The following is a 22,983-nucleotide window of genomic DNA, read 5'->3' as shown; positions in this document are numbered from 1 at the left end:
GAATTTACAGTTTCTAGTATAACACAGAAGGACAAAATAAGAAATCAATCAACAAGAAAGTCCCTCCATAAAAGAAGGGACTTTTAACTTTTTAAAAATGATTTTTCCAGGCTTGGAAGCGTGCATCCAGTAGGAGTTGTGTCAGGTTTTTTAAGATTTCAACTTGCTCGGGCTCTAGTGTCTGGGCTTGAGAAACAAGTTGTCGAACATGGTCAATAGCATTTCTAGAAGATAAATCATTGATGGAAGTGATTCCAGATTCTAGGATGGTTCCGAAAAAGAGATCAAAATAGAGCTCTAGTTCTTCATCGGGCACACTGTCCACCCATTCTTTAAGAGCGTCTTTGATTTGCAGACTTTCGCTACTAATTTCCTCTAGTTGGACAAAGTGCTGTCCCTCAGTTAGCCAGCTGAAAGTATTGTGTTGAGCGATTCCACCGAGAGCCGTAGATTTGACGACGGTAGGAGTATCAGGAACTTCTAGCATCATGCCGATGACAGAACCTTGTGGGACGAAACGATGAATTTTTGGAATCACTTCCTGATAGCCTGTGGTTTCAGTCAGTTCAGCTTGGAGGCCAGGGGCATCATAGGTATAAACTGCTGATATCTTTTCCTGCAATTCAGGCTGGATTTGACTAGCAGCAAAGACGGCTAGATTCCCACCCTTAGAATGTCCAGCAAGAAGTACTTTTTGTTTTGGATGTTGTTTAAAGAAATCTTCCAAGTATTCAAGAGCATGCTTTTGGGCAGGGATTTCCTTCATATAGGTCATATGGAAATCTTCCTTCCAGCCAATAATACTGTCGTCTGTGCCACGAAAGACAATGAGATAAGTATCTAGGTTCAGACGATAGGTCATAGCAGCGAACTGTTTCTGTTGCTCAGTGTCAATCTCGTTAACAAAGTTAGAGAGTTTGCTATTTCTAAAACGTTTGTGTTGGGCAAGCTGGTCTAAAAGTTGCAGACGTTCTTTATTGGTCAACATGGTGCTTTCTCGAGGGACACGTGTTGCGACATCGCTTAAACGATTGACTGGCTGGTCCAATAGATTATCAAAAGGAAGATAAGTCAGCTCTGTCAAAGCAAGTACATCCAGTTCATTTAAGGGAAGATCATAAAAAGAATTGTATTGAACGTCAGTTAGATAGTCAAAAATATTGGCCATGGGAATTCCTTTCTTAACTTTTATAATATCAGATTTGCATCAATTTCGCTAGTAGTCAGAAGAATTTTGCTATAATATAAAAAAGGAGGAGCAGATGCATAAGATTTTACTAGTAGAAGATGATCCAGTAATCCGTCAGCAAGTTGGGAAAATGCTCTCCGAATGGGGGTTTGAAGTAGTCATGGTAGAAGACTTTATGGAAGTTCTGACGCTATTTGTTCAGTCTGAGCCTCATCTGGTCCTGATGGATATTGGATTGCCTCTCTTTAATGGTTATCATTGGTGTCAGGAAATTCGCAAGATTTCCAAAGTTCCTATTATGTTTCTGTCTTCAAGAGACCAGGCTATGGATATCGTGATGGCTATTAATATGGGAGCAGACGATTTTGTGACCAAGCCTTTTGACCAGCAGGTCCTTTTAGCTAAGGTACAAGGATTATTGCGCCGCTCTTATGAATTTGGAAGGGATGAAAGTCTCCTAGAGTATGCTGGAGTTATTCTCAATACCAAGTCTATGGATCTGCATGTTGAGGGACAAGCAATCACGCTGACAAAGAATGAATTTCAAATTCTGCGTGTCTTATTTGAACATGCAGGTAGTATCGTGGCGCGTGATGATCTGATGCGAGAACTCTGGAATAGTGACTTTTTCATCGACGATAATACTCTTTCTGTCAATGTTGCTCGCTTGCGTAAAAAGTTGGAAGAGCAAGGTTTGGTAGGATTTATTGAAACTAAGAAAGGGATAGGATACGGGTTAAAACATGCTTAATTGGAGACAATTTTTTCTAGCCTATCTTCGCTCACGGATTCGCCTTCTAGTCTTCATTTTTTTGATTAGCTGCCTTGCCCTCGCCTTTCACATTTTATTTACAAATCTAGGTTCTTACTTTCTTTACTTCTTTCTGCTTTGTAGTTTTCTAACCCTTTTATTTTTCATCTGGGATATCCTAGTAGAAGCAGAAGTTTATCGTAAGGAAATGCTTTATTCTGAAAGAGAACCAACATCTCCTTTGGAATGTGCTCTAGCAGAAAAATTGGACGAACGCGAAGCTGAGCTTTATCAAAAGAAATCAGAAGCTGAAAACCGCTATAATGATTTGGTGGACTACTATACACTCTGGGTTCATCAGATAAAAACACCAATTGCAGCCAGTAAACTCCTAGTGAGTGAGGTAGCAGATCGCCAACTGAAGCAACAGTTGGAACAGGAAATTTTTAAGATTGATTCCTATACCAACCTCGTACTCCAATATCTACGCTTAGAAAGCTTCCATGATGATTTGGTGTTGAAAAAAGAAAATATAGAAGATCTGGTCAAGGAAGTCATTCGCAAATATGCCATTTTCTTTATCCAGAAAGGTCTAAGTGTCGATCTGCATGACTTGGATAGAAGGATTGTGACGGATAAAAAATGGCTGTTGGTAGTCATTGAACAAATCCTGTCAAATAGCCTTAAGTACACAAATGAAGGTGGGGTTGAAGTCTACATGGAAGGTTCAGACCTTTGCATCAAAGATACTGGGATTGGTATCAAAAACAGTGATCGGTTGCGAGTCTTTGAACGTGGATTTTCAGGATATAATGGTCGAATGACCCAGCAGTCATCTGGACTTGGGCTCTATCTAACCCAGAAAATCAGCCAAGAATTAGGTCATCAAATCCGTATCGAATCTGAACTTGGTCAAGGAACAACCGTGCGAATTAAGTTTGCGGAAGTGAACCTACTTATTGAGTAAAAAGAAATGCTAAGAGCTTGGAAGAAATCTTTCAAGCTCTTCTTTAGATTTCTATGTAGTGAGAAAATAGGATAGAACAAAGAAAAGGTAACTGGAAATTTTTCCGTTCTCTATCTTTTAAATTGATTGAGTTCTTCAGAGAAAGACTGTAAAATTTTTGATATAATGTCAAGGATGGACTGATGGATATTTAAAGGATTATTTTCAAAAGAATGACAGGTGAGAATTAAAAATATGTCAGTTTAGACAGAGGTCTCTCTACCATCATCCATGCAGAAACAAGATTATATGAAATAAAAGGAGTAACCAATGACCGGAAACTATTCAACACGTGAATACCGTGAAAAATTATATGATGATCTTCATGTTCGATTAAGAGATACTGCAATTTTAATGTGTGCGATTTTTATTGCCTCTATAGGTCTAAATATGAATTCAACAGCCGTCATTATTGGAGCCATGCTGATTTCCCCTCTTATGACACCGATTGTTGGACTGGGATTCGGTTTAGCTATTTTTGATACGCGTTTAATCAAGCAATCTCTAGAGGTTTTATTTACTCAAGTATTGGTCAGTTTGCTTGTATCGACTCTGTATTTCTGGATTTCTCCCTTATCTTATGCAAGTAGCGAGTTGATTGCACGAACCTCTCCAACCATTTGGGATGTTCTCATTGCTATTGCTGGTGGGATAGCAGGTGTAATTGGTTCAAGGAAAAAAGAAGCAAACAATATCGTGCCTGGCGTAGCCATTGCAACAGCTCTGATGCCACCTATCTGTACTGCAGGCTATGGTTTAGCTAATGGAAATGTGAGATTTTTATTTGGGGCTCTTTATCTTTTCTTGATTAACTGTGTCTTTATCATGCTAACCAATATTGTTGGAACTAGAATTTTAATGAGAAAATCTCCCTTAAGTTCATTTAAAGAGCTAAACATTAAAATGAAAATTGGCTTGATATCCTTGATTGTATTATTGGTTCTTCCAGCAAGCTATTCAGCAGTCACTCTGACGATGGATCAAGCTCGAAAAGAAGGGATCAAACAGTTTGTAGGAAAAGAGTTCTCTAATCATACGGTCATTAATCAAGTCTACAAGTCAAGTAGCAATGAATTAGTCCTGACAGTTGTTGGAGATCCGATTTCAGAAGAAGAATTAGAAACAATCCGCCAAAAACAAGCCTCTTACGGTATTCAATCTGTTCAATTGAAAGTCAATCAAGTCCATAATTCGACAAAATTAGATAGTGAGATGACCAAGGAATTTTATGAAACCATTAACAAGTATATCGATCAAAAACTCTCTGAAAAAGATTCACAAAAAGAACTCGTAAAAGAGAATGAAGCAGACAAGGATTGAGGATATTGAACTTATCTAACTCATGGAAGTAAATCTTATAACTAAAAGTTAGTGGATAGAAAGGATCGTTGACGAGGATACTATTTGTGGTAGTTTTACCAATCACTACTAGCTCAGCTTAATCAAAATATAAAAAAGCAACAACTGAAATAGTTGTTGCTTTTTTAGGTAGCTGGAATTTTTATCCCAGGTTTTATCGTTTATTTCTCAACACGAGATTTATTTGCGATGTCTGCAAGAATCAATTCTACAAATGCATCTACCGACATAGTTTCAGTTTCTTTTTGACCATAACGGCGAACGTTTACGGCTTGCTCTTCCATTTCCTTGTCACCAACGATCAATTGGTAAGGAATTTTTTGAGTTTGTGAAGCACGGATCTTGAACTGCATTTTTTCATTGCGCTCATCCACATCTGCACGGACTCCACGGTCACGAAGTTTCTTAGCTACTTCCCAGGCGTAATCTACGTGTTTTTCGTTAGAAACTGGGATAAGAGTTACTTGGTGTGGTGCAAGCCATGTTGGGAAGGCACCCTTGTAGTTTTCAATCAAGATAGCTGTGAAGCGTTCCATAGTTGAGATAACACCACGGTGAATCATAACTGGGCGATGTTCTTCACCATCAGCTCCGATGTATTTAAGGTCGAAGCGTTCTGGAAGCAAGAAGTCAAGCTGGATAGTAGAAAGAGTTTCTTCTTTACCAAGAGCTGTCTTGACTTGGATATCCAATTTTGGTCCGTAGAAGGCAGCTTCACCTTCAGCTTCAAAGTAGTCAAGTCCCATGTCATCCATGGCTGATTTCAACATACGTTGAGCGTTTTCCCACATTTCATCATTATCAAAATATTTGTGAGTATCTTGAGGGTCACGATATGATAAACGGAAACGGTAATCCGTCAAGTTGAAATCTTCGTAAACATCGATAATCAATTGAAGCGTACGTTGGAACTCATCTTTGATTTGTTCAGGTGTTACGAAAGTGTGACCATCATTAAGTGACATTTCACGTACACGTTGAAGCCCTGTGAGAGCACCAGATTTTTCATAACGGTGCATCATCCCAATTTCAGCGATACGGATTGGCAATTCACGGTATGAGTGTACATGGTGTTTAAAGACCTCGATATGGTGAGGACAGTTCATTGGACGAAGGACGAATTCTTCACCATCCCCCATATCCATAGTTGGGAACATATCTTCACGGTAGTGATCCCAGTGACCAGAAGTCTTGTAAAGTTCAACTGAGGCAATTGGTGGAGTGTAGACGTGTTGGTAGCCAGCAGCGATTTCCTTGTCGACGATGTAGCGTTCCAATTCACGACGGATAGTCGCACCATTTGGCAACCAGAATGGAAGACCTTGACCAACTTCTTGAGAAATCATAAAGAGGTCAAGCTCTTTACCAAGTTTACGGTGGTCACGTTCCTTAGCTTCTTCACGCATTTGAAGGTAGTTCTTCAAGTCTTTCTTGTCAAACCAAGCTGTACCGTAGATCCGTTGCATCATAGCGTTGTCGCTATTTCCACGCCAGTAAGCACCTGCTACATTGAGAAGGTGGAAGATTTGGATATGACCAGTTGATGGGACGTGTGGGCCACGGCAAAGGTCTACGTACTCACCTTGACGGTAGATGGTCAAGCCACCTTCGTCTTCTGAGTGTTCTTCAATCAATTCCAATTTGTATGGATCGTTTTTGAAGATTTCACGCGCTTCATCTTTGGTCACTTCTTCACGAATAGATGGGAAGTTTTCTTTCACGATTTTCTTCATTTCTTCTTCGATACGAGGAAGATCTTCGTTAGAGATTTGACCCGCTTCATTGTCAGTATCGTAGTAGAAACCATCTTCGATAGCTGGGCCGACACCCAAGTGAATGTCTGGGAAAAGGCGACGAGCGGCTTGGGCAAATAAGTGTGCAGCTGAGTGACGCAAGATTGGAAGGGCATCTTCGTGATCAGGTGTCACAATTTCTATGCTTCCATCTTCAGTGATAGCACGAGTAGTGTCAATCAATTTGCCGTTGAATTTACCAGCAAGAGCTTTTTTAGCTAGGGAATTGCTGATAGATTGGGCAATTTCAAAAGTTGTAACGCCAGATTCGAATTCACGAACAGCGCCATCTGGGAATGTAATTTTGATCATGGTTTTCTCCTTATATTAGTTATCCATTATTTCTAAAGCAGAAGTGTTTCTATTTTGCAGTCTTAAATCAAGAAAAACAAAAAGCGACCTCCTCAAAAGGACGTCGCAACGTGGTTCCACCTTCATTTATGTTCCTCAAAAAAGAGGGACACCTCTGATTGGCTTTAACGTGGCCACCGTTTTATGTTTGCATAAAAGTCAGTAGAGTAGTATCAGTTTAGACTTCCTATGCGTTCTCAGCAACCACGCACTCTCTAAAAGAAAGATTCTAAGTGACTTGTCTCTATGCATTATTATAGCATGATTGCGAGATTTTTCAAGGATTTTGTGAAAGTTTTTTGTTTTTCAGTTTTTGAACCAGATACTTGATAGTGGCACCAATAACTGTACCTAGTAGAATAAGAATTTCATAGGCTAGGAAATAAACAATGATAAATTCTCTGAATGGAATAATAGTAAAGCCATAGAGCAAGCAACTACCTAGAAGCCAATAGAGTGAAAAACCAAAACGGTAGCTATAAAGAAGTGAAACTATAAAAATTACAATGGGTGAAAGGATGAATATATTGAGAAGATAGAGACCTGTTAAATCAGGATTTGATAATAGTAGTATAAATAATCCATAAAGTGGACAATAAAAGAAAAATACGACCAGATAGTAGGGAAGATATTTAAAGAATTTACGCATGGTAATCACCTCGTTTTAAAACTATCAGCTTAGATATCCTTCCTATAACTATTATAGCACTTTTGCGGTAAGAATAGTAAATCAGTTGACAAAGAAGTTAGTTATTGGTAGAATAAGAACTGTCGTAAAGACAAATAACTTCTTCTTGGTTACAGGCATGCCAACCTGTCACTCGGATGAAGCCAAATAAAAAGGAGAAACATCATGGCAATCTCAAAAGAGAAAAAAAATGAAATTATTGCACAATATGCACGTCACGAAGGTGATACAGGTTCAGTAGAGGTTCAAGTTGCTGTTCTTACTTGGGAAATCAACCACCTTAACGAACACATCAAACAACACAAAAAAGACCACGCTACATACCGTGGATTGATGAAAAAAATCGGTCGCCGTCGTAACTTGCTTGCATACTTGCGTAAAAACGACGTTAACCGTTACCGTGAGTTAATCAACTCTCTAGGACTTCGTCGCTAATCTGCTTTATTTTCCACTTATATTGCGTTGTCACCTTACCTCTATATACTCAAGTATAATCTTCGGTTACGGTTCCTAGCACTGTAAGGTAAAATAAACCAGATCATCTCCCTTCGGGGAGATTTTTTTGTTTCATTAAAAATTTTGTACAATCTTCGACTTGCCGCCTAGTCTATAAACGTTTTATCCAGTAAGAATCATGATGCTAAGGGCGATAAAAATTAGTATGAAAATAGGGAAAGGACACAGTGTTCGATGAACACAAGGAGTTTCATCTTTTTCACTAGGATTTTAGCCCAAGCTCAAATCGGCCCTCTGAATTCGGGGGCTTTTTATTTTTTGCCAAGTGCTTAGGCCGTGTTCAATCGAGCATATCTTGAAATAAGGCTACTCGATTGGGTAGTCTTTTTGTTTTTTATGGATTTTAGCCCAAGCTCTCTGATTTCAGAGTGCTTTTTTCTATATTTTTCTAGTCTTGTTCCTTATTTGGAAATGTGGTATACTAATTATGAAAATTGTCTAAATTTTTAATATTTGATTAAGGGAGGGTTTCATGCTTTCCAAATTTTCTGGAAGCCATCAAAACCTGCGATATTTTTTTCTCCTTGCTATTTTGCTCGGAGCACTGGGAGTCTCTCTGTTTTTAGCTGTTTCGATGGGGTCAGTTCAAATTAGTTTGAGTGATACCTATCGGATAATTTTGAGTAAGATGGGAGCTCCGTTGGATATAGGAGACATTTCGAAGTCGACACTTGCTATTGTTTGGAATATGAGATTGCCACGGGTCTTTCTAGGTTTGATAGTTGGTGCTGGCCTTTCCATGTGTGGTAGTGTCATGCAGTCAACGGTCAATAATCCAATCGCAGAGCCCTATGTGTTAGGAATTTCTGCTGGGGCAACCTTTGGAGCAACGCTGAGCATTATTCTCGGTTTTAAGGTCATGATTGGTGTTGGTTCTTTCCTTGGAGCGCTTTTGGCAACAGTTGCAGTCTTACTCATTGCTTCCATGCAAGGCAGGATGACAACTTCTAGCCTCATTTTATCAGGGACGGTAGTCAATGCACTCTTTTTGGCTTTTTCAAATTTTATTATCTCAATTGGCGCTAATGCTGACAGTGTCATGACCATCAAGTTTTGGACCATGGGTTCTCTAGCAGGGATCTCATGGGCTCACTTAACCCTGCCAGCAGTAGTCGTGGGAATAGCCTTTTTATTTTTCTCTACCCAATACCGTGTTTTTAATGCCATGATGATGGGAGATGAGGCAGCCTTGACCTTGGGGATTCCCCTACGTTTTTATTGGTATCTCTATGTGGCTATTGTGGCTGTGCTGACAGCTATCTTGGTATCAACCTGTGGAATTATCGGCTTCGTTGGTCTTATTACCCCACATTTGGCGAGAAGTTTGGTGGGTACAAACTACAGAAGGCTTTTTCCGATAGCAACCTTGCTCGGCGCCCTCTTTGTTATCTGGGCAGATGTTCTTGCTCGTGTTTTAATCCAAAATGCTGAGCTGCCGATTGGTATTTTCACGGCCCTAGTAGGTGCACCTTTCTTTATCTACATGGTTGCAAGTAGACGAAGGGAGGTGAAGGTCTGATATGGACTTAATGTGTCAGGATATTCACTTTGGAATCGGAGAAAAAAAGATTCTCAAAGGAGTCTCACTCAAACTGGAGGGCAACCAATTTCATACGATTTTGGGACCCAATGGAAGTGGGAAGACTAGTTTGTTGAAACTCCTCTATCGACAGGAAAAGCCTGATCAGGGCCTGATTTCCCTTGATGGGAAACCCTTGGAACAAATGAGCGTTAAGGAAACGGCAAAACAGATGGCCGTCATCACGCAGTTTAATCAACTCCAGTTTGATTGTACGGTTGAAGAAATTGTTATGCTGGGTAGAACGCCCCATCTCTCTTTCTTACAAAAGGAAAAAGAAAAAGACTTTGCCTTGGTTGAGGATGCTTTGGTCAAGGTAGATCTGCTCGAAAAGAGAAGTCGTCTCTACTCTTCTCTATCAGGAGGAGAGAAACAACGGGTTTTATTGGCACGCACCTTGGCCCAAGAGCCGACCCTCTTGCTCTTAGATGAACCGACCAATCATTTGGATATCAAGTACCAGCTAGACTTGTTAACCATTGTCAAACACCTCCATATCAATGTGTTAGCCGTCTTGCATGATATTCAGCTAGCTTGTCGCTATTCAGACTATCTCTATCTAATGAAAGAAGGGGAGATTGTTTACCAAGGTACTCCAAAAGAGACCATCACACCCGAGTCATTGCAGGCTGTCTATGGCGTTCAAAGTAAGATTACTTGGACAGAAGATCAGCAAGCCATGATTCACTATTTATAAAATTTAAAGGAAATTAACATGAAAAAATCACTCAGTATTTTGCTCCTAACAGTAGCAACCTTATCTTTGGCAGCTTGTGGTAACGCATCTAAAGAAACAGCAACGGCACCAGCTACAACAGAAGCTAGTCAAAAAGCTACTACAGAAACCAGCTATCCTGTAACCATCAAAACTTATGATGCTAAAGGAAATGAAGTCGAACAAGTCTTTGAAAAGGCACCTGAAAAAGTTATTACCAACAACCTTTCAACAACTGAAATCCTACTTGAACTCGGTTTGAAGGATAAAATTGCTGGTATGCTCAATCCTGATAATGCCGTAACTGGTAAATACAAGGATGCCATTGAAGCTATCCCTCATATTGGGGATAAGAAATCAGTCTCACAAGAAACAGTTCTTTCTTATGAACCAGACGCTTTGATGGGACGTAACATGATGTTCTCTGAAAAGTCAATGGGAACGATTAGTGCTTGGAATGAAAATAAAATCCCTGTTTATACGCAAAAAGCCTCACTATCAAATATTCAACAGGATTTGGGAAATATCGTAGAAGATGTGAAGAATCTAGGAACAATTTTCAATGTTCAAGACAAGGCCAACCAATACGCAGAGCAATTGCAAGCTAAAATCGATGCGGTTAAAAAAGCCAACCCAGAAACACAGGGTGAAAAGAAAAAAGCTTTAATTATGGTTGCCTACAATGACGAAACCTTTGGTGCCTACAAGTCAGCCCTTCAAGAAAGCTTGCTTAACCAACTTGGTTATACTAATGTTGCAACAGGAACATCTGGCTTGACCTTGGAAAATCTAGTATCAATGGATCCAGAGTTGATTATCTATGTAACTAGCGATCGCAACAAAAAATTGGATGAAAAAGCAGTGGATTTGATGAAGGCAAACACTGTTTTGGAAAATGTCCCAGCAATCAAGAATCAAAAAATCATGACCATCTCTTACGATGAGTTGATGGACTACGGTCCTGCAGTGATTGATTCACTTGAAAAAATTAATGACTTTATCAAGAAATAAGGAGTTTAACTGGGAAGGAATTCAGGTTAGGGTCAGCCTTCCTTCAAACTATGACTCTAAACAAGCCTACCCAATTGTACTTCTAAACGATGGGGAACTGGACTATTTGTCAGACCTATCTCAATCCGTGATTTTAGTGGGTTTGATCCCAGAAAGCCGTCTGAACGACTTCACACCCTGGCAGGCTAGAGCTTTAAAAGAAAGGGCTCCGGATTTTGGTGGGAAGGTAGAAGCCTATCATGAGAAGCTCTTTCAAGGAATTCTAACAAGTCTAAAAAAAGACTACTTGATAGATGAAAACAAGATTGCTTATGGTGGTTATTCACTGGGTGGTCTTGCAGCTGTCTATAGTCTCTATAGCAATCATCTCCCCTTGGCCTGTATCTTCTCTATCTGTGGTTCATTCTGGTATCCAGACTTTACAGAATTTTGTAGGGAACATGAGCTGATACAGAGTCAAAGTCTGATTTATCTGCAAAATGGTCAGATAGAAGGTGCCAATCATTCTAATCGTCTGTCTAAGGCTCCGATGTTTGCAAGGGAACTACATAACCTGATTTCAGAAGCAGTTCCCTCAACTTATTCCACTTTTGATGCTTATGGACATCATGATGCTCTTAAGGAACGTTATCATCATTTTAGTGATTGGCTAAGAGAACAGTGGGAACTCGAGTAATCTTATAACACTCCTTGTTCATGGTAACTAGGAGTGTTTCTCTTATATGCTGAGTCACTAGAATTTTCAAGTTCTCGTCCTTGACGGAAAGCCATCCCCTGTAATAGACTAAATTATGGTATAATGAATAGATAGATAGAATCGAGGAAATTATGTCATTTACACAATTTAAATTTAAGAAATATATAGAAAAAGCTTTGGAGGAGTTGAAGTTTACGACTCCTACCGAGGTGCAGGAAAAGTTGATTCCTATTGTCCTAGCAGGTCGTGACTTGGTTGGTGAATCAAAAACAGGTTCAGGGAAGACTCATACTTTCTTGTTACCGATTTTCCAACAACTGGATGAAGAGAGCGATAGTGTGCAAGCAGTTATCACAGCTCCTAGTCGTGAGTTGGCGACTCAGATTTACCAGGCAGCTCGCCAGATTGCGGAACATTCTGAAGTAGAAATTCGTGTTGCCAACTATGTTGGTGGAACAGACAAGGCGCGTCAGATTGAAAAACTTGCCTGCAATCAGCCCCATATCGTTATCGGAACTCCAGGTCGTATCTATGATTTGGTAAAATCTGGTGATCTAGCTATTCACAAGGCTAAGATTTTTGTTGTCGATGAAGCTGACATGACCTTGGATATGGGATTCTTGGAGACAGTTGATAAGATTGCAGGAAGCCTTCCAAAAGACTTGCAGTTTATGGTCTTTTCAGCGACAATTCCGCAAAAATTGCAACCATTCTTGAAAAAATACTTGTCAAATCCTGTCATGGAGAAAATCAAGACCAAAACAGTCATCTCTGATACTATTGATAACTGGTTGATTTCGACTAAAGGTCGTGACAAGAATGCTCAGATTTATGAGTTGACTCAAATCATGCAGCCATACTTAGCAATGATTTTTGTCAATACAAAAACGCGTGCAGATGAATTGCATGCTTACCTGACTGCACAAGGCTTAAAAGTGGCTAAGATTCATGGAGATATTGCGCCTCGTGAACGCAAACGGATCATGAATCAGGTGAAGAATCTTGATTTTGAGTACATCGTTGCGACTGACTTGGCTGCGCGTGGGATTGATATTGAAGGAGTCAGCCATGTTATCAATGATGCTATCCCACAGGACTTGTCCTTCTTTGTTCACCGTGTCGGACGTACTGGACGTAATGGTCTGCCAGGTACAGCTATTACCCTTTACCAGCCTAGTGATGACTCTGATATTCGTGAGTTAGAGAAATTAGGAATTAAGTTTGTACCTAAGGTGGTTAAAGACGGAGAATTCCAAGATACCTATGACCGCGATCGTCGTGCCATTCGTGAGAAGAAACAAGAAAAACTGGACATTGAAATGATTGGGCTGGTTAAAAAGAAAAAGAAAAAAGTCAAACCAGGCTATAAGAAGAAAATTCAATGGGCTGTCGATGAAAAACGCCGTAAAACCAAACGCGCAGAAAGTCGTGCCCGTGGACGTGCAGAACGTAAAGCTAAACGTCAAACATTTTAGAATTGAGACAGTAGAACCAAGTGGTTTTACTGTTTTTTTGATACAGGAATTAAGACTTTTGTTGTTAAATTGTTGTTAAAGTAAAATAAAAAGCCTTAGAAATATTGATTTCTAGGCTTTTTTAGCTCATTAACTCTATTCCCACTCAACGGTTGCAGACTCCTTGAGAATTGCTATATAATAGGCTTTTTAAGGAGTTAGTAATTCTTTGGTGGGGTTTTTGGTGGGAATGTTATTTTGAAATTGATTGGTTCCCGTTGAAATTTACTAAGCTAGAAGATGGGAAAGAAACATTAATAATTCCTACCATTTCATTAGTGATAACTTCATCAGCGCCATCCCATAGATGCGAGTAGTGTTTCAAGGTGATTTCAGGAGAAGAGTGTCCTAAACGTTTTGATAGAATAAGTACAGAAGCATTTAATTCATTAATTAGCAGTGATGCATGGCTATGCCTAAAACCCTTCGCTTGGATAGGTTTTACGTGAGCAATCTTGGCGTATCTTTTAATAATCCTTGAAATTGTAGATTTCAGCATAGGCAAGCCATCGTATGAAAAGATAAGATCGTTCTCGTGTCCTAGTCCAATCTTTTTTTGAGCTTCACGCCATTTTTTTAACACATCAATTGTATCTTTATCTAAACTAATCATCCTTCTTCCGTCTTTCGTTTTCGTATAAAAATTACGAGTCCATTCTTTTTTGTTTTTAACAATAAGCATATGATGAACTCGTAAGCGTTGCTTATCAAAGTCAACATCATTCCATTGAAGAGCACAACCTTCATTTACACGTACGCCAGTCATGAAATATACCCAAATCATCACGAAGTTTAAATGTTCATATACATCTTCAATGTAAATTTGCGAAATAACAGCTTCAAATTCGCTCTTAGTCCAATATGGGACATTACTTTTCCCTTTAGGAATTGCATTAGATTGCTTAGAAATGTTTTTTTCCACATATCCCATTTGCAAAGCATAGTCCAATGATTTCCTAAACATGCCAAAGATGAGGCTAGCATATCCTTGTGAATATCCGGCACCATCCTCATCTTGACTAGTCAGTAACCATGTTCGAAACTTCTGGACTTGTTCGAGGGTAATCGAACGAAGTGTAATGTCACCAAAACGATCACAAAGCTGTAAAAGGTTTTTCTCTCGAACTAAAAATGTGCTGTGCTCAACTGTTGTTCTATAATAAGGAATGTAATGTTCCTCCATAAATTGCCGATATTTCATCTGGTAGTTAGAATAACCTTGAGATTGATGATATTCATATTTCAGTCGAGTTAATTCCTTATATGCTTCTGAAGCTGAATTAAATGGATTTCCGTGTTGATCTTTCCTTGATTTCTTTCGTACACGTTTCCCGGTTACTCTATCTATACCAAATTCGGTTTGAATAAAAAATTTTCCGTTTTTGTCAGTATAGACTCCAGGAAATTTAGTTTTCTGTTGATTTTGTGGCATTATTCCTCCTTGTGAAGTGAAACACCCAGAATTTCTTCAACAGCAACGATAGGGACATGCCCTAAACGTCGATTATTATAAAAGGCATATCCCTTTTGTACCATAATTTGCTTAGCTTGTCTAATAATTGTAACGGCAGTATAGGGATTGTAACCCATTTTAATTAAATCTTCTTTGTTCATTGTTTGTTTCATAATTAATAATCCTCTTGAAATTTCTAAATTTTATTGCGATAATAGAAGAAGGTAATAGATATTATTACTAGTATATTTTGAGTTTGTTTCTGACACCGACCAAAGTTTGGAAACAAGCTCTTTTTTTGTTCTAAAAAATTTACACATATCTATTTCCTTTCTCAAATATTAAACTCAAACTGTTTACATATAAATATATGTTCGTTGTTATATCAAGGTTTACAGCCATAAATATAAAAAAGTTATTATTTAATTTACTTTATTTTTTTTTATTCTTTTTATTCATTTTATTATTGTTATTGATATCTAAATATTTATCAGGGAATTCTTTTAAAACATGATTTCTAATTTTATTTTTTTGATTTCTAGTATTAGTTTTTATAATTTCATCGAAAATGTTATTTCTATAATCTAATGAATAATCTTTTAAAACGTGTTTATATGTATGAGCTGATGTAGTATCTTTATGACATCCTAACCCTTTTTCTCTAGCAACTTCTAGTGATTCATAAAGTAGTTTAAATATATCTCGAACGTGCCAAGTAATCATTAATCCAGTCTCGTTTTTTTCAGAATATTTTTTTTCACTATTTTGGAAGGAGTCTATTATTGTTCTTTTGGTTCTACCTTTATTTTTGAAAGGAGAAATATTCGTCAATGCTATAATTTCTTCGTCTAAGACCAAAGGAGACAAAAATCTAAGAGAATGATTATTTACTTGATTTAATAGTTCTTTAATATAATTTTTAGAACCGTATTTGTTATATACATCTTTAATCACTTTTTTAGTTTTTGTACTTGATTCTTCAATTAACTTTATATACACATTTATTGTCGAATGAAGTTTTGATTCCAGATATTCTATCAATTGTGCATCATTCAGTAAATCTAAGGAATTGGTTCCCAAAAATTTTTCTATTTTTTTTTTCTTTAATACTAGTTCAAATCTTTGGACATTAATATTATCTAGTTTTGAACCTTTTCTTCTGATTTGTCTTTTTCTTTTTGCTTTTTCAATTTTATCGTAAGTAACAGTTAATTCTTCATTACTAATCTTAGAACTCAAAATTGGATAGTCATAGTTGTTCTTTTTACTTTTCTCATTTCCAAAATTTGGAGGGTATCCTGATGAAAGACATTTGTGTAGAAAACTTCTGAGCTGTAGGTTTGGAGTTTTATCAAAGGCAATAGTATAAGCGAGCTCAATTTCGAGAAAAAGAGCAGTCGAGTATGTAATGGTAATACCGTAAATTTCTTTAATAAAATCGATTGCATATGCTAATCTATTTTTAATCTCCTTAATACCAACCGTCTCGAAATTTAATCCTCCATGAATTAATTCAATGTAACAATAGGGTGTTTTATAATCTGATGTATCAAAAGAAATAGTGATTTTCCCGAAAAATTCTGATTTAATTTCTAAATTAAGTAACTTTCCATCTATAGTGGTTTTTAGATTACAAGCACTATAATTCATTAAACTCTTCATTTCTATACCCTTTACAGAGAAACCCTGTAGGGATACTTTACATTTATCTATTCCAGCAAAACAAGACTTTGATGAGAAAACCTCTAATATACTATTTTCATTATTGATTTTTTCTTCTAAACGCCTTTGTTTTTCTTCCGGTGTTAATTTTCTTCCAGCCATTCTATTAAGTTCCTTTCATATGGTATTTTGATAAAGTATGTTATTTGAACTAAGTTCAACATCTTTTTCTAAAGATTAGTTAATTTTTTTAAGTTTCCATTTATTTACCTCCTTCTTTCTTATATTGGTTAGTATGCCATAAATCATGCAAAAAACGTCCAAAAACAAAAAAAATTGAATTTTTTTTTTAAACAAAAAAAACACTCAATTAAGAGTGCTTAAAAAACGCGTCGTAACAAGGTTTTGAAGAAAAAAGTAGGCTCTTACCTACTTTAATTTTTTTAGTTTTGAATAAGAATGTTAAGAAAGAAATCAATACTTTCAGTACGATATTTTATTGATGTGACAAGGTTTTGAAGGAAAAAGTAAGTTTTTATCTACTTTATTTATTTTTAAAAAAAATTTTTTTATTTTTCATTAAATTTTAGAATGTTGAGAAAAAGTTCAATAATTTCAGTACGATTGTTATTGAGTTGAATTTTTTCAATCAAAAGTTGAAGATTATCATCTGAAGTTTCGGAAAGTGGTCTAAAAAAATCAGAAGGATCTATATCCATGGCAGATAAAATTTTTAGTAGAGTATCGACAGATAAGTTTCTTCTATTGTTTTCAATTAGATTAATAAAAGGTAAGCTAAGATCACTTTTTTCAGCAAGCTCTTGCTGTGTTAGCTCTTTACTTAGTCGATATTCCCTGACCAATTCTCCAATCTTCATTTACAAATTCTCCTTTTAATTATTGTATATATTTTTTGTTGATATTTATATAAACAATAGTATTCAAAATATACGTTTTTATTTACAATAGTAAATAAAAATGGTATAATGAGAGCGTTTGTAATATTATAAGAAGGGCTTGGATTTGGGGCAGATACGCTTCAAATTTTATGTGGGTAAAAATGAAATCAAGAAAAAGTAAAAATAATAAGAAAAAAATAACCCTTGCTCTAGCGGCAGGAGTTGCTTTAACAAGTTTTTCAACACTATCTGTACAAGCAGATGAACAAGTTGATGTAAAAACAACGGACAATTCAGTAGCTGAAGAAAAACATGTACAAACTTCGCCTACAACTTCCATCACTCAAGTCGAGGGCGTTGAAGTTTCAAATGGAACTGCTCTTGTAACTAAGACTCCAACTCAAGAAGTTGTTGGACAAGCAAAAGAAATCAAAGACCAAGCTGACCAAGCTGTTGAAACTCAAGCTCCTATTGTTGAAAAAGCTAAAGAACAAGAAGTTACAACTTCTGCGACAGAAAGTTCTGCCAAGCAAGCGCTTGAACAAGCTGAACAAAAGAAAAAGGCTGCAACTCCTGAAGCAATTGAAGGGACAAAAAATGCGATTGACGCTTCTAAGAAAGAAGTGACTGCACAAACAGAAAAAATTGATTCCTTGAAAGAACAGCAAGAACAAGTGCAAGGAAAGAAAAATGCACAAGAAGCTGTTGTTAAAGATGCTACGGAAGCTACAAACAAGCAAGCTGAAAAGGTTGCTGGTGCAGAAAAGAAAGTTCAGAACGCTCAAAATGTTCTAAATGGAACTGGTGCTGATAAGGTTATCAAAGAAGAAACAGATGCTAAGAAAGACTTGGGAGCGAAACAAACAATTGTTAAAGGTGCTAAAAAAGCTCTGACTCAAGCGCAAAATGCAGATGCCGCAAAAGCTCGTAATTTAGATGATGCTAAAGAGCTTAAAGCAAAACAAAAGAACACTTTTGACCAAGCGGCTGATGTTCTTTCAAATGCAACTAAAGCTAACAACGAAGCTACATCTAAACGTAATGTTGCTAAACAAAACAAGGACAACGCTCAAGCTGTTTTGGATGGAACTGGTACAACAGCTATCCTAGATGAGCGTAAAAATGCACAATCTGATTTAGCTACTAAAGAAGCGACTCTTCAAGACGCAACTAAAACTTTAGATGATGCTAAAAAGACTGATGCTAAAAAGAAAGAAGATATTGCTGGGTTAGAAAAAGCGAAAACAGATGCCGAACTCACAAGTGCTTCTACGGCAAAAACTCTTCAAGATGCGACTGATGAAGCAAATGAAGCTACATCTAAACGTAATGTCGCTAAACAAAACAAGGATAATGCCCAAGCAGTTCTTGATGGAACTGGCACAAAAGCCATCTTTGATGAGCGTGATGATGCTGAGTCTGATTTAGAAACTAAAAAATCAGAACTTGAAGATGCTACTACAAACTTGGAAAATGCTAAACGTGCAGATGCTAAACGTGCAGAAAAAATTGCTGGAGCAACAACCGTTCTGAACCAAGCTAATGCTACCTTTAAGCAAGCAGAAGGCGATTTGCTTGATGCTCAAACTGCCGCAAACCAAGCTTCTGATGACTTGAAGAATAAGAAAAAAGCTGAAAAGACAGCTCAAGAAACTCTAAATGCTTCTAAAGGAAAGGTGGCTGGAGTTACAAAAGAACGTAACGATGCCAAGTCTGACTTAGCAACCAAAGAAAATACTCTTACAAATGCTACTGCGAACTTGGAACATGCAAAAGGCAAAGATGCTGAAAAAGCTGAACAACTTCGTTTGTTGGATGAAGCTAAAACTCAAGCTGAAGATGAAGAAGCTAAAACTAAAAGAGCTGAAACAAAAGCTCAAGGTGGCGCAAACCTTGCTTCCGCTAAACTTCAAGAAACTACCGCAGATGAAAAAAATGTAAAAGATAGTCTTGCTTCATCTGAGAACCGTTTGCCAGGTGTTACAGAAGAGCGTGACAATGCTAAAGCTGACTTAGATACTAAGCAATCTAAAAAAGAGGATGCTGAACGCAAGTTAGAAAATGCGAAAAAAACAGATGCTCAAAAACGCTCTGACATCCAAGAGTTGAAGACTCTAAAAGGTCAACAAGAAGATACTAAGCGCACAACTGCTCAAGAATTGCTTGATGCAACAACTGATGCTGGAAATGCTGAAAAAGCTAAGAATGAGGCAGATAAAGCTGTTGATACGCTTGAAAAACAAATCTCTGCTATCAAGAATTTGACCATTCCTCAATTGCCACAAAATGTCATTGCGGCATATAAGACTTACTTGAATGATGATAGTGAAGCCAACAAGCATGCCTTGAATAACGCTATCCAAGCATGGTACAAGGGTGGTAAGTATGATTTCGGAAAACCACAATTCGTCTGGAATCCAGAAACGAAGAAAAATGTCTTTACTGGCTGGGACAATAAAAATATTGTTCTTCCAATTGACGACACTCTAGTAGATTTGGATAACATCACTAACGAGCAAATTAAAGCTTTGAGCCACTATTATATCCTCATGGCAAATAACCTCCAAGACCAAATCTGGGGAACACATAATTTTGTTGTTACCAAAGAGTCTGTTCAAGGGGTTAAGAAGATTGCCCAAAATTACGCAAAAGAAAATAAACCTTATAACAGTGGACATAGCTTTGATGCACTTAATAATCACGGTGTAGATGGCGTTCGTTTCAATGGTGAGGTTATGAGTTCAACTTTCAATCTTGGAATTTCAGGTTCTCTCGGAGGAAGAAATATTCAAGAAACTCGTAAAGCTACCATGTCTCAACTCTATCGTGAAGTTTATGATGCAACTCTTGATTTTATGGCAAACGATATCCATGCTAACTTTGGTCACATGGAAGGTATGGTTGGACGCGAAAAACCAGTCGGTAAAAATGCAGTTAGAGGCAATGTTAGCTATACTGCAAATAATGTTGGGCGCATGCACTTCGTCCGTTTTGCAGGAAAAGATGCTCGTACTGTTATTTCAAGCAATCCACAAACTGGAGAACCCACAGAAACTTATGTGGATGAATACTTTGATAATGGTATCGCAAAACCACTCCCAACTCCATTTGACACCAGCAAAATGGAAAAAGCCTTGGCGCAAGCTAAGAAAACTCAGGTTTCTGCCCTTGCCACTCACAACAACGCTCAACGTCGTTTAAGTGCTGCTAAACGTGCAGATGAAACTGCAAAATCTAATCTAGCAACTACTACAAGTCGTCTTAACACCTTATTGAATACACAAGACTTGACACCTAATGCAGAACGTGTTCTTAATACTGCTAAGTCAGAATTAAGCCAAGCTGAATTGCGCAACACAAACGCAAAAACTGCTTATGCAAATCTCACAAAAGAGATTAACAACAAACGTGCTACTTACAAAGAAGCAGAAAAAGCCTTGTCTAAAGCAAAAATCGCAAACAAGGTTGCGCAAGAAAGTCTTGAAAAAGCAACGACTGAGCATAACAATGCAGTTGACAAACTTAACAGCATTAAAGATGCTATTAAGCGTACCAAAGCCATTAAAGACTTGACTCCTGATGCTCAAGCTAAGCTCAATACAGCACAAGCAGAACATCAAGCCGCTGAAAAACGACTTGCAAGAGCTGAGAAAGCCTTGACTGACCTTAACAACGAGATTAAGACGAATAGTGAAGCTCTCGACACAGCTAAGTCAGAATTGCGCCAAGCAGAACAAACTGATAAGGATGCACAAGCTACTCTTAAAGAAGCAACTTCTGTTAAGAATAACGCTTCTACCGCACTTGATAACGCAAAAGATGCTCTTTATAAAGCAAATGCGATTAAAGAGTTGACTCCTGATGCACAAGTTACATTTGACCAAGCACAACTAGCCTACAACACAGCTAAAACTCGTTTGGAAAATGCGGAAACAGCCGTCAACAACCTCAACGCTGACCTTGCAGTGAAACGCCAAGCTTTGGCTGATGCTATTCAAGCTTTGAAAGATGCTGAGAAAGCTAACACGACTGCTCAAACTAATAAAGCTAACGCAGAAAAAGCACACGCTAAAGCAACAAGTACGCTTTCAAACATCCAAAATGCTCTTGCTTCACTCCTTGCGATTAAAGACTTAACACCTAATGCTCAAGCTAAATTTGACCAAGCAACAGTAGAGTACAAGGCTGCTCAAACTCGTTTGGAAAATGCAGAAACAGCCGTTAAAAATCTAAACGCAGGATTGCAAGAAAAACGTAAAGCTTTGGCAGATGCCATTCAAACCTTGAAAGACGCTGAAGGTCTTGTTAAAACTACACAAGCTGAATTGGAAGTGGCACAAGCTACTTACAAAAAAGCTAATAATGAGCTTACAGCTACTCGCAAAGTGATTGCAGAGTTGGAAGCAACTAAGGACTTAACTCCTGATGCCCAAGAAGCTTATGACCAAGCTCTTGAAGCTGAAAAACTTGCAGAGAAACGCTTGTCAGATGCTAAAGTAGCTGTTGAGAACCTAACTGCTGATGTGAAGACTAAACAAGAAGCTTTGGAACAAGCACAAGCTGAACTTGCACAAGAAGAGAAAGTTCTTGAAGAACTCAAAGCAAAACAAGCCGAAGAGGAAAAAGTTCTAGCAACTATTCAAGCTCAACTAGATGACTTGAAAGCTCAAGAAGAAGCTGTTCGTGCAGAGATTACTAAAATCGAAGACAGCATCAAAGAGATGGAAAAACTCCTTGATAGTCTCATCCATGCTTCTGAAAACTACGAAGTTGCAAAAGATGAGTACGAAAAAGCTCTTGAGGCTCACCGCCTAGCTCTTCAAACACTTGAAGTAGAACAAGCTAAACTAAATACTCTTCTCCAAAACCAATTGGATGCCAAAGCTCAGTATGAGGCTGTTCTACTTGCATATCAGAAGGCATATAATAAACCTCAAGAATCATTGAATCATAGACATGATTCTAAGGTAGAGAAACTAGAGCATAAAGTAGAAAATATAGAGCATAAACTGGTAACAGATAAACTTAGAACTGCTCTAAGTAATCCAGCTTATATCTATGTTGGAAATAAACCTAGATATGGTGTCCATACGACTTTACCAAATACAGGTTCAAGTGAAAATATGTTTATGGTAGTTCTAGGAACTATACTTAGTGGAATTGGTCTAGCATTACCACTTAGAAGACGTGATTAACTGGGATATACTAAGTTAAAGTTCTGTTAGAATAGTAAGTTATTTATAAGGGCAGAACGAATACAACATAAAATTTTTAGTATTTTAATTTCTATAAAAAAGATTTAAAATTTTTATTCAATACATTTTAGTATTTTAGGAGGAAAAAATGATGAAAAAAATTATTGTGATAGTAGCTTCTGTACTTGTAGCACTTTTAGTGGCGGGTGGAACGTTCTTTTACCTAAATCAAAAATCTGATCCAGCAAGCCAGTTCGTTGGCTCATGGTATGATAAAGAGCATGATGTTATGATAGAATTTAAAAAAGATAACAGCCTTGAAGTGACTAATGATAAAGATGAAACTAAAGAAGGAACATGGAAAGTAGCTGGTAAATATATCAAATTTACTATCGATGGTGCATCTAGTGCAAAAGCAGAATTGCCTGAAGAAGGTGCTAAAGAAGTGAAAAAACTTGATTTTAAGTTTGATACAGCTAAAACATTACAAAGTAAGTTTCTTATAAAAGATGGGACATTTGAAAAGCAAAAATAACTAAATAGTATTAAAAAAAGGTAGTTCAATAATTTGAACTACCTTTTTTATTTTAAGGAGAGATATACCA

At 37.5% G+C, this 22,983-nt stretch carries 18 protein-coding genes; 11 read left to right on the top strand and 7 right to left on the bottom strand.

Translation table 11 applies throughout. From position 1 onward, the window contains the following. Positions 1-91 precede the first annotated feature (91 nt). Positions 92-1,168 carry a DUF2974 domain-containing protein gene (locus NMM19_RS05745; RefSeq protein WP_254730460.1) on the bottom strand — a complete coding sequence of 359 codons (1,077 nt, stop codon included), beginning with the start codon at positions 1,166-1,168 and terminating at the stop codon, positions 92-94. A gap of 94 nt (positions 1,169-1,262) precedes the next feature. On the opposite strand from NMM19_RS05745, the gene NMM19_RS05740 reads away from it, so the two are divergent. The 3 genes from NMM19_RS05740 to NMM19_RS05730 all read left to right on the top strand — a co-directional run bounded on the left by NMM19_RS05740 (position 1,263) and on the right by NMM19_RS05730 (position 4,266). Further along, positions 1,263-1,940 (top strand): response regulator transcription factor, encoded by a 678-nt coding sequence (locus NMM19_RS05740; protein WP_006153806.1) that lies wholly within the window; start codon positions 1,263-1,265, stop codon positions 1,938-1,940. Further along, positions 1,933-2,907, top strand: a complete 975-nt coding sequence (locus NMM19_RS05735; protein WP_254730458.1) for a sensor histidine kinase — start codon at positions 1,933-1,935, stop codon at positions 2,905-2,907. The genes NMM19_RS05740 and NMM19_RS05735 overlap by 8 nt, the downstream gene beginning before the upstream one ends. Before the next feature lie 309 nt (positions 2,908-3,216). Further along, positions 3,217-4,266 carry a DUF389 domain-containing protein gene (locus NMM19_RS05730; RefSeq protein WP_254730456.1) on the top strand — a complete coding sequence of 350 codons (1,050 nt, stop codon included), beginning with the start codon at positions 3,217-3,219 and terminating at the stop codon, positions 4,264-4,266. A gap of 200 nt (positions 4,267-4,466) precedes the next feature. Here NMM19_RS05730 and thrS read toward each other — a convergent pair whose 3' ends face one another. After that, complete coding sequence (gene thrS / locus NMM19_RS05725; RefSeq protein ID WP_254730453.1) at positions 4,467-6,410, bottom strand: threonine--tRNA ligase; 1,944 nt, start codon at positions 6,408-6,410, stop codon at positions 4,467-4,469. Positions 6,411-6,726: 316 nt separating this feature from the next. Then, positions 6,727-7,098: a hypothetical protein gene (locus NMM19_RS05720; protein ID WP_178894735.1), complete on the bottom strand. Its 372-nt coding sequence runs from the start codon at positions 7,096-7,098 to the stop codon at positions 6,727-6,729. Between the two features lie 204 nt (positions 7,099-7,302). Here NMM19_RS05720 and rpsO point away from each other — a divergent pair, with 204 nt between their 5' ends. The 6 genes from rpsO (at position 7,303) to NMM19_RS05690 (ending at position 13,130) form a co-directional block, all read left to right on the top strand. Continuing rightward, positions 7,303-7,572 (top strand): 30S ribosomal protein S15, encoded by a 270-nt coding sequence (gene rpsO, locus NMM19_RS05715; RefSeq protein WP_001018251.1) that lies wholly within the window; start codon positions 7,303-7,305, stop codon positions 7,570-7,572. A 553-nt stretch (positions 7,573-8,125) separates the two neighbouring features. Further along, positions 8,126-9,172, top strand: a complete 1,047-nt coding sequence (locus NMM19_RS05710; protein WP_247922176.1) for an iron ABC transporter permease — start codon at positions 8,126-8,128, stop codon at positions 9,170-9,172. Between the two features lies 1 nt (position 9,173). Continuing rightward, on the top strand, positions 9,174-9,929 hold the full coding sequence (locus NMM19_RS05705) for an ABC transporter ATP-binding protein (protein WP_254730450.1): 756 nt from the start codon (positions 9,174-9,176) through the stop codon (positions 9,927-9,929). An 18-nt stretch (positions 9,930-9,947) separates the two neighbouring features. Further along, positions 9,948-10,958, top strand: coding sequence for an ABC transporter substrate-binding protein (locus NMM19_RS05700; RefSeq protein ID WP_254730447.1), 1,011 nt, complete (start codon positions 9,948-9,950; stop codon positions 10,956-10,958). Next, positions 10,939-11,634 (top strand): alpha/beta hydrolase-fold protein, encoded by a 696-nt coding sequence (locus NMM19_RS05695; protein WP_254730439.1) that lies wholly within the window; start codon positions 10,939-10,941, stop codon positions 11,632-11,634. Before NMM19_RS05700 ends, NMM19_RS05695 begins: the two co-directional genes overlap by 20 nt. Positions 11,635-11,786: 152 nt before the next feature. Further along, positions 11,787-13,130, top strand: coding sequence for a DEAD/DEAH box helicase (locus NMM19_RS05690; protein WP_254730435.1), 1,344 nt, complete (start codon positions 11,787-11,789; stop codon positions 13,128-13,130). 232 nt (positions 13,131-13,362) lie between these two features. Here the strand turns inward: NMM19_RS05690 and NMM19_RS05685 are convergent, their stop codons facing one another. From NMM19_RS05685 to NMM19_RS05670, 4 genes are all read right to left on the bottom strand, one after another. Then, positions 13,363-14,601, bottom strand: a complete 1,239-nt coding sequence (locus NMM19_RS05685; RefSeq protein WP_254730432.1) for a site-specific integrase — start codon at positions 14,599-14,601, stop codon at positions 13,363-13,365. Continuing rightward, complete coding sequence (locus NMM19_RS05680) at positions 14,601-14,795, bottom strand: DUF3173 domain-containing protein (protein WP_254725260.1); 195 nt, start codon at positions 14,793-14,795, stop codon at positions 14,601-14,603. The genes NMM19_RS05685 and NMM19_RS05680 overlap by 1 nt, the downstream gene beginning before the upstream one ends. 259 nt (positions 14,796-15,054) lie before the next feature. Continuing rightward, positions 15,055-16,446 carry a hypothetical protein gene (locus tag NMM19_RS05675; RefSeq protein ID WP_254730429.1) on the bottom strand — a complete coding sequence of 464 codons (1,392 nt, stop codon included), beginning with the start codon at positions 16,444-16,446 and terminating at the stop codon, positions 15,055-15,057. A 407-nt stretch (positions 16,447-16,853) separates the two neighbouring features. After that, positions 16,854-17,162, bottom strand: coding sequence for a helix-turn-helix domain-containing protein (locus tag NMM19_RS05670; protein WP_254730426.1), 309 nt, complete (start codon positions 17,160-17,162; stop codon positions 16,854-16,856). Between the two features lie 182 nt (positions 17,163-17,344). Here NMM19_RS05670 and NMM19_RS05665 point away from each other — a divergent pair, with 182 nt between their 5' ends. Beyond that, positions 17,345-22,378, top strand: coding sequence for an SEC10/PgrA surface exclusion domain-containing protein (locus NMM19_RS05665; protein ID WP_254730423.1), 5,034 nt, complete (start codon positions 17,345-17,347; stop codon positions 22,376-22,378). A gap of 148 nt (positions 22,379-22,526) precedes the next feature. Then, entirely contained in the window at positions 22,527-22,913 is a 387-nt protein-coding gene (locus NMM19_RS05660) for a hypothetical protein (protein ID WP_229102044.1), read from the top strand. Positions 22,914-22,983: the final 70 nt, after the last annotated feature.

Source organism: Streptococcus sp. CF8_St5-17, assembly GCF_024295665.1.
GTDB lineage: Bacteria > Bacillota > Bacilli > Lactobacillales > Streptococcaceae > Streptococcus.
This window is presented reverse-complemented; position numbering and strand designations above follow the sequence as displayed.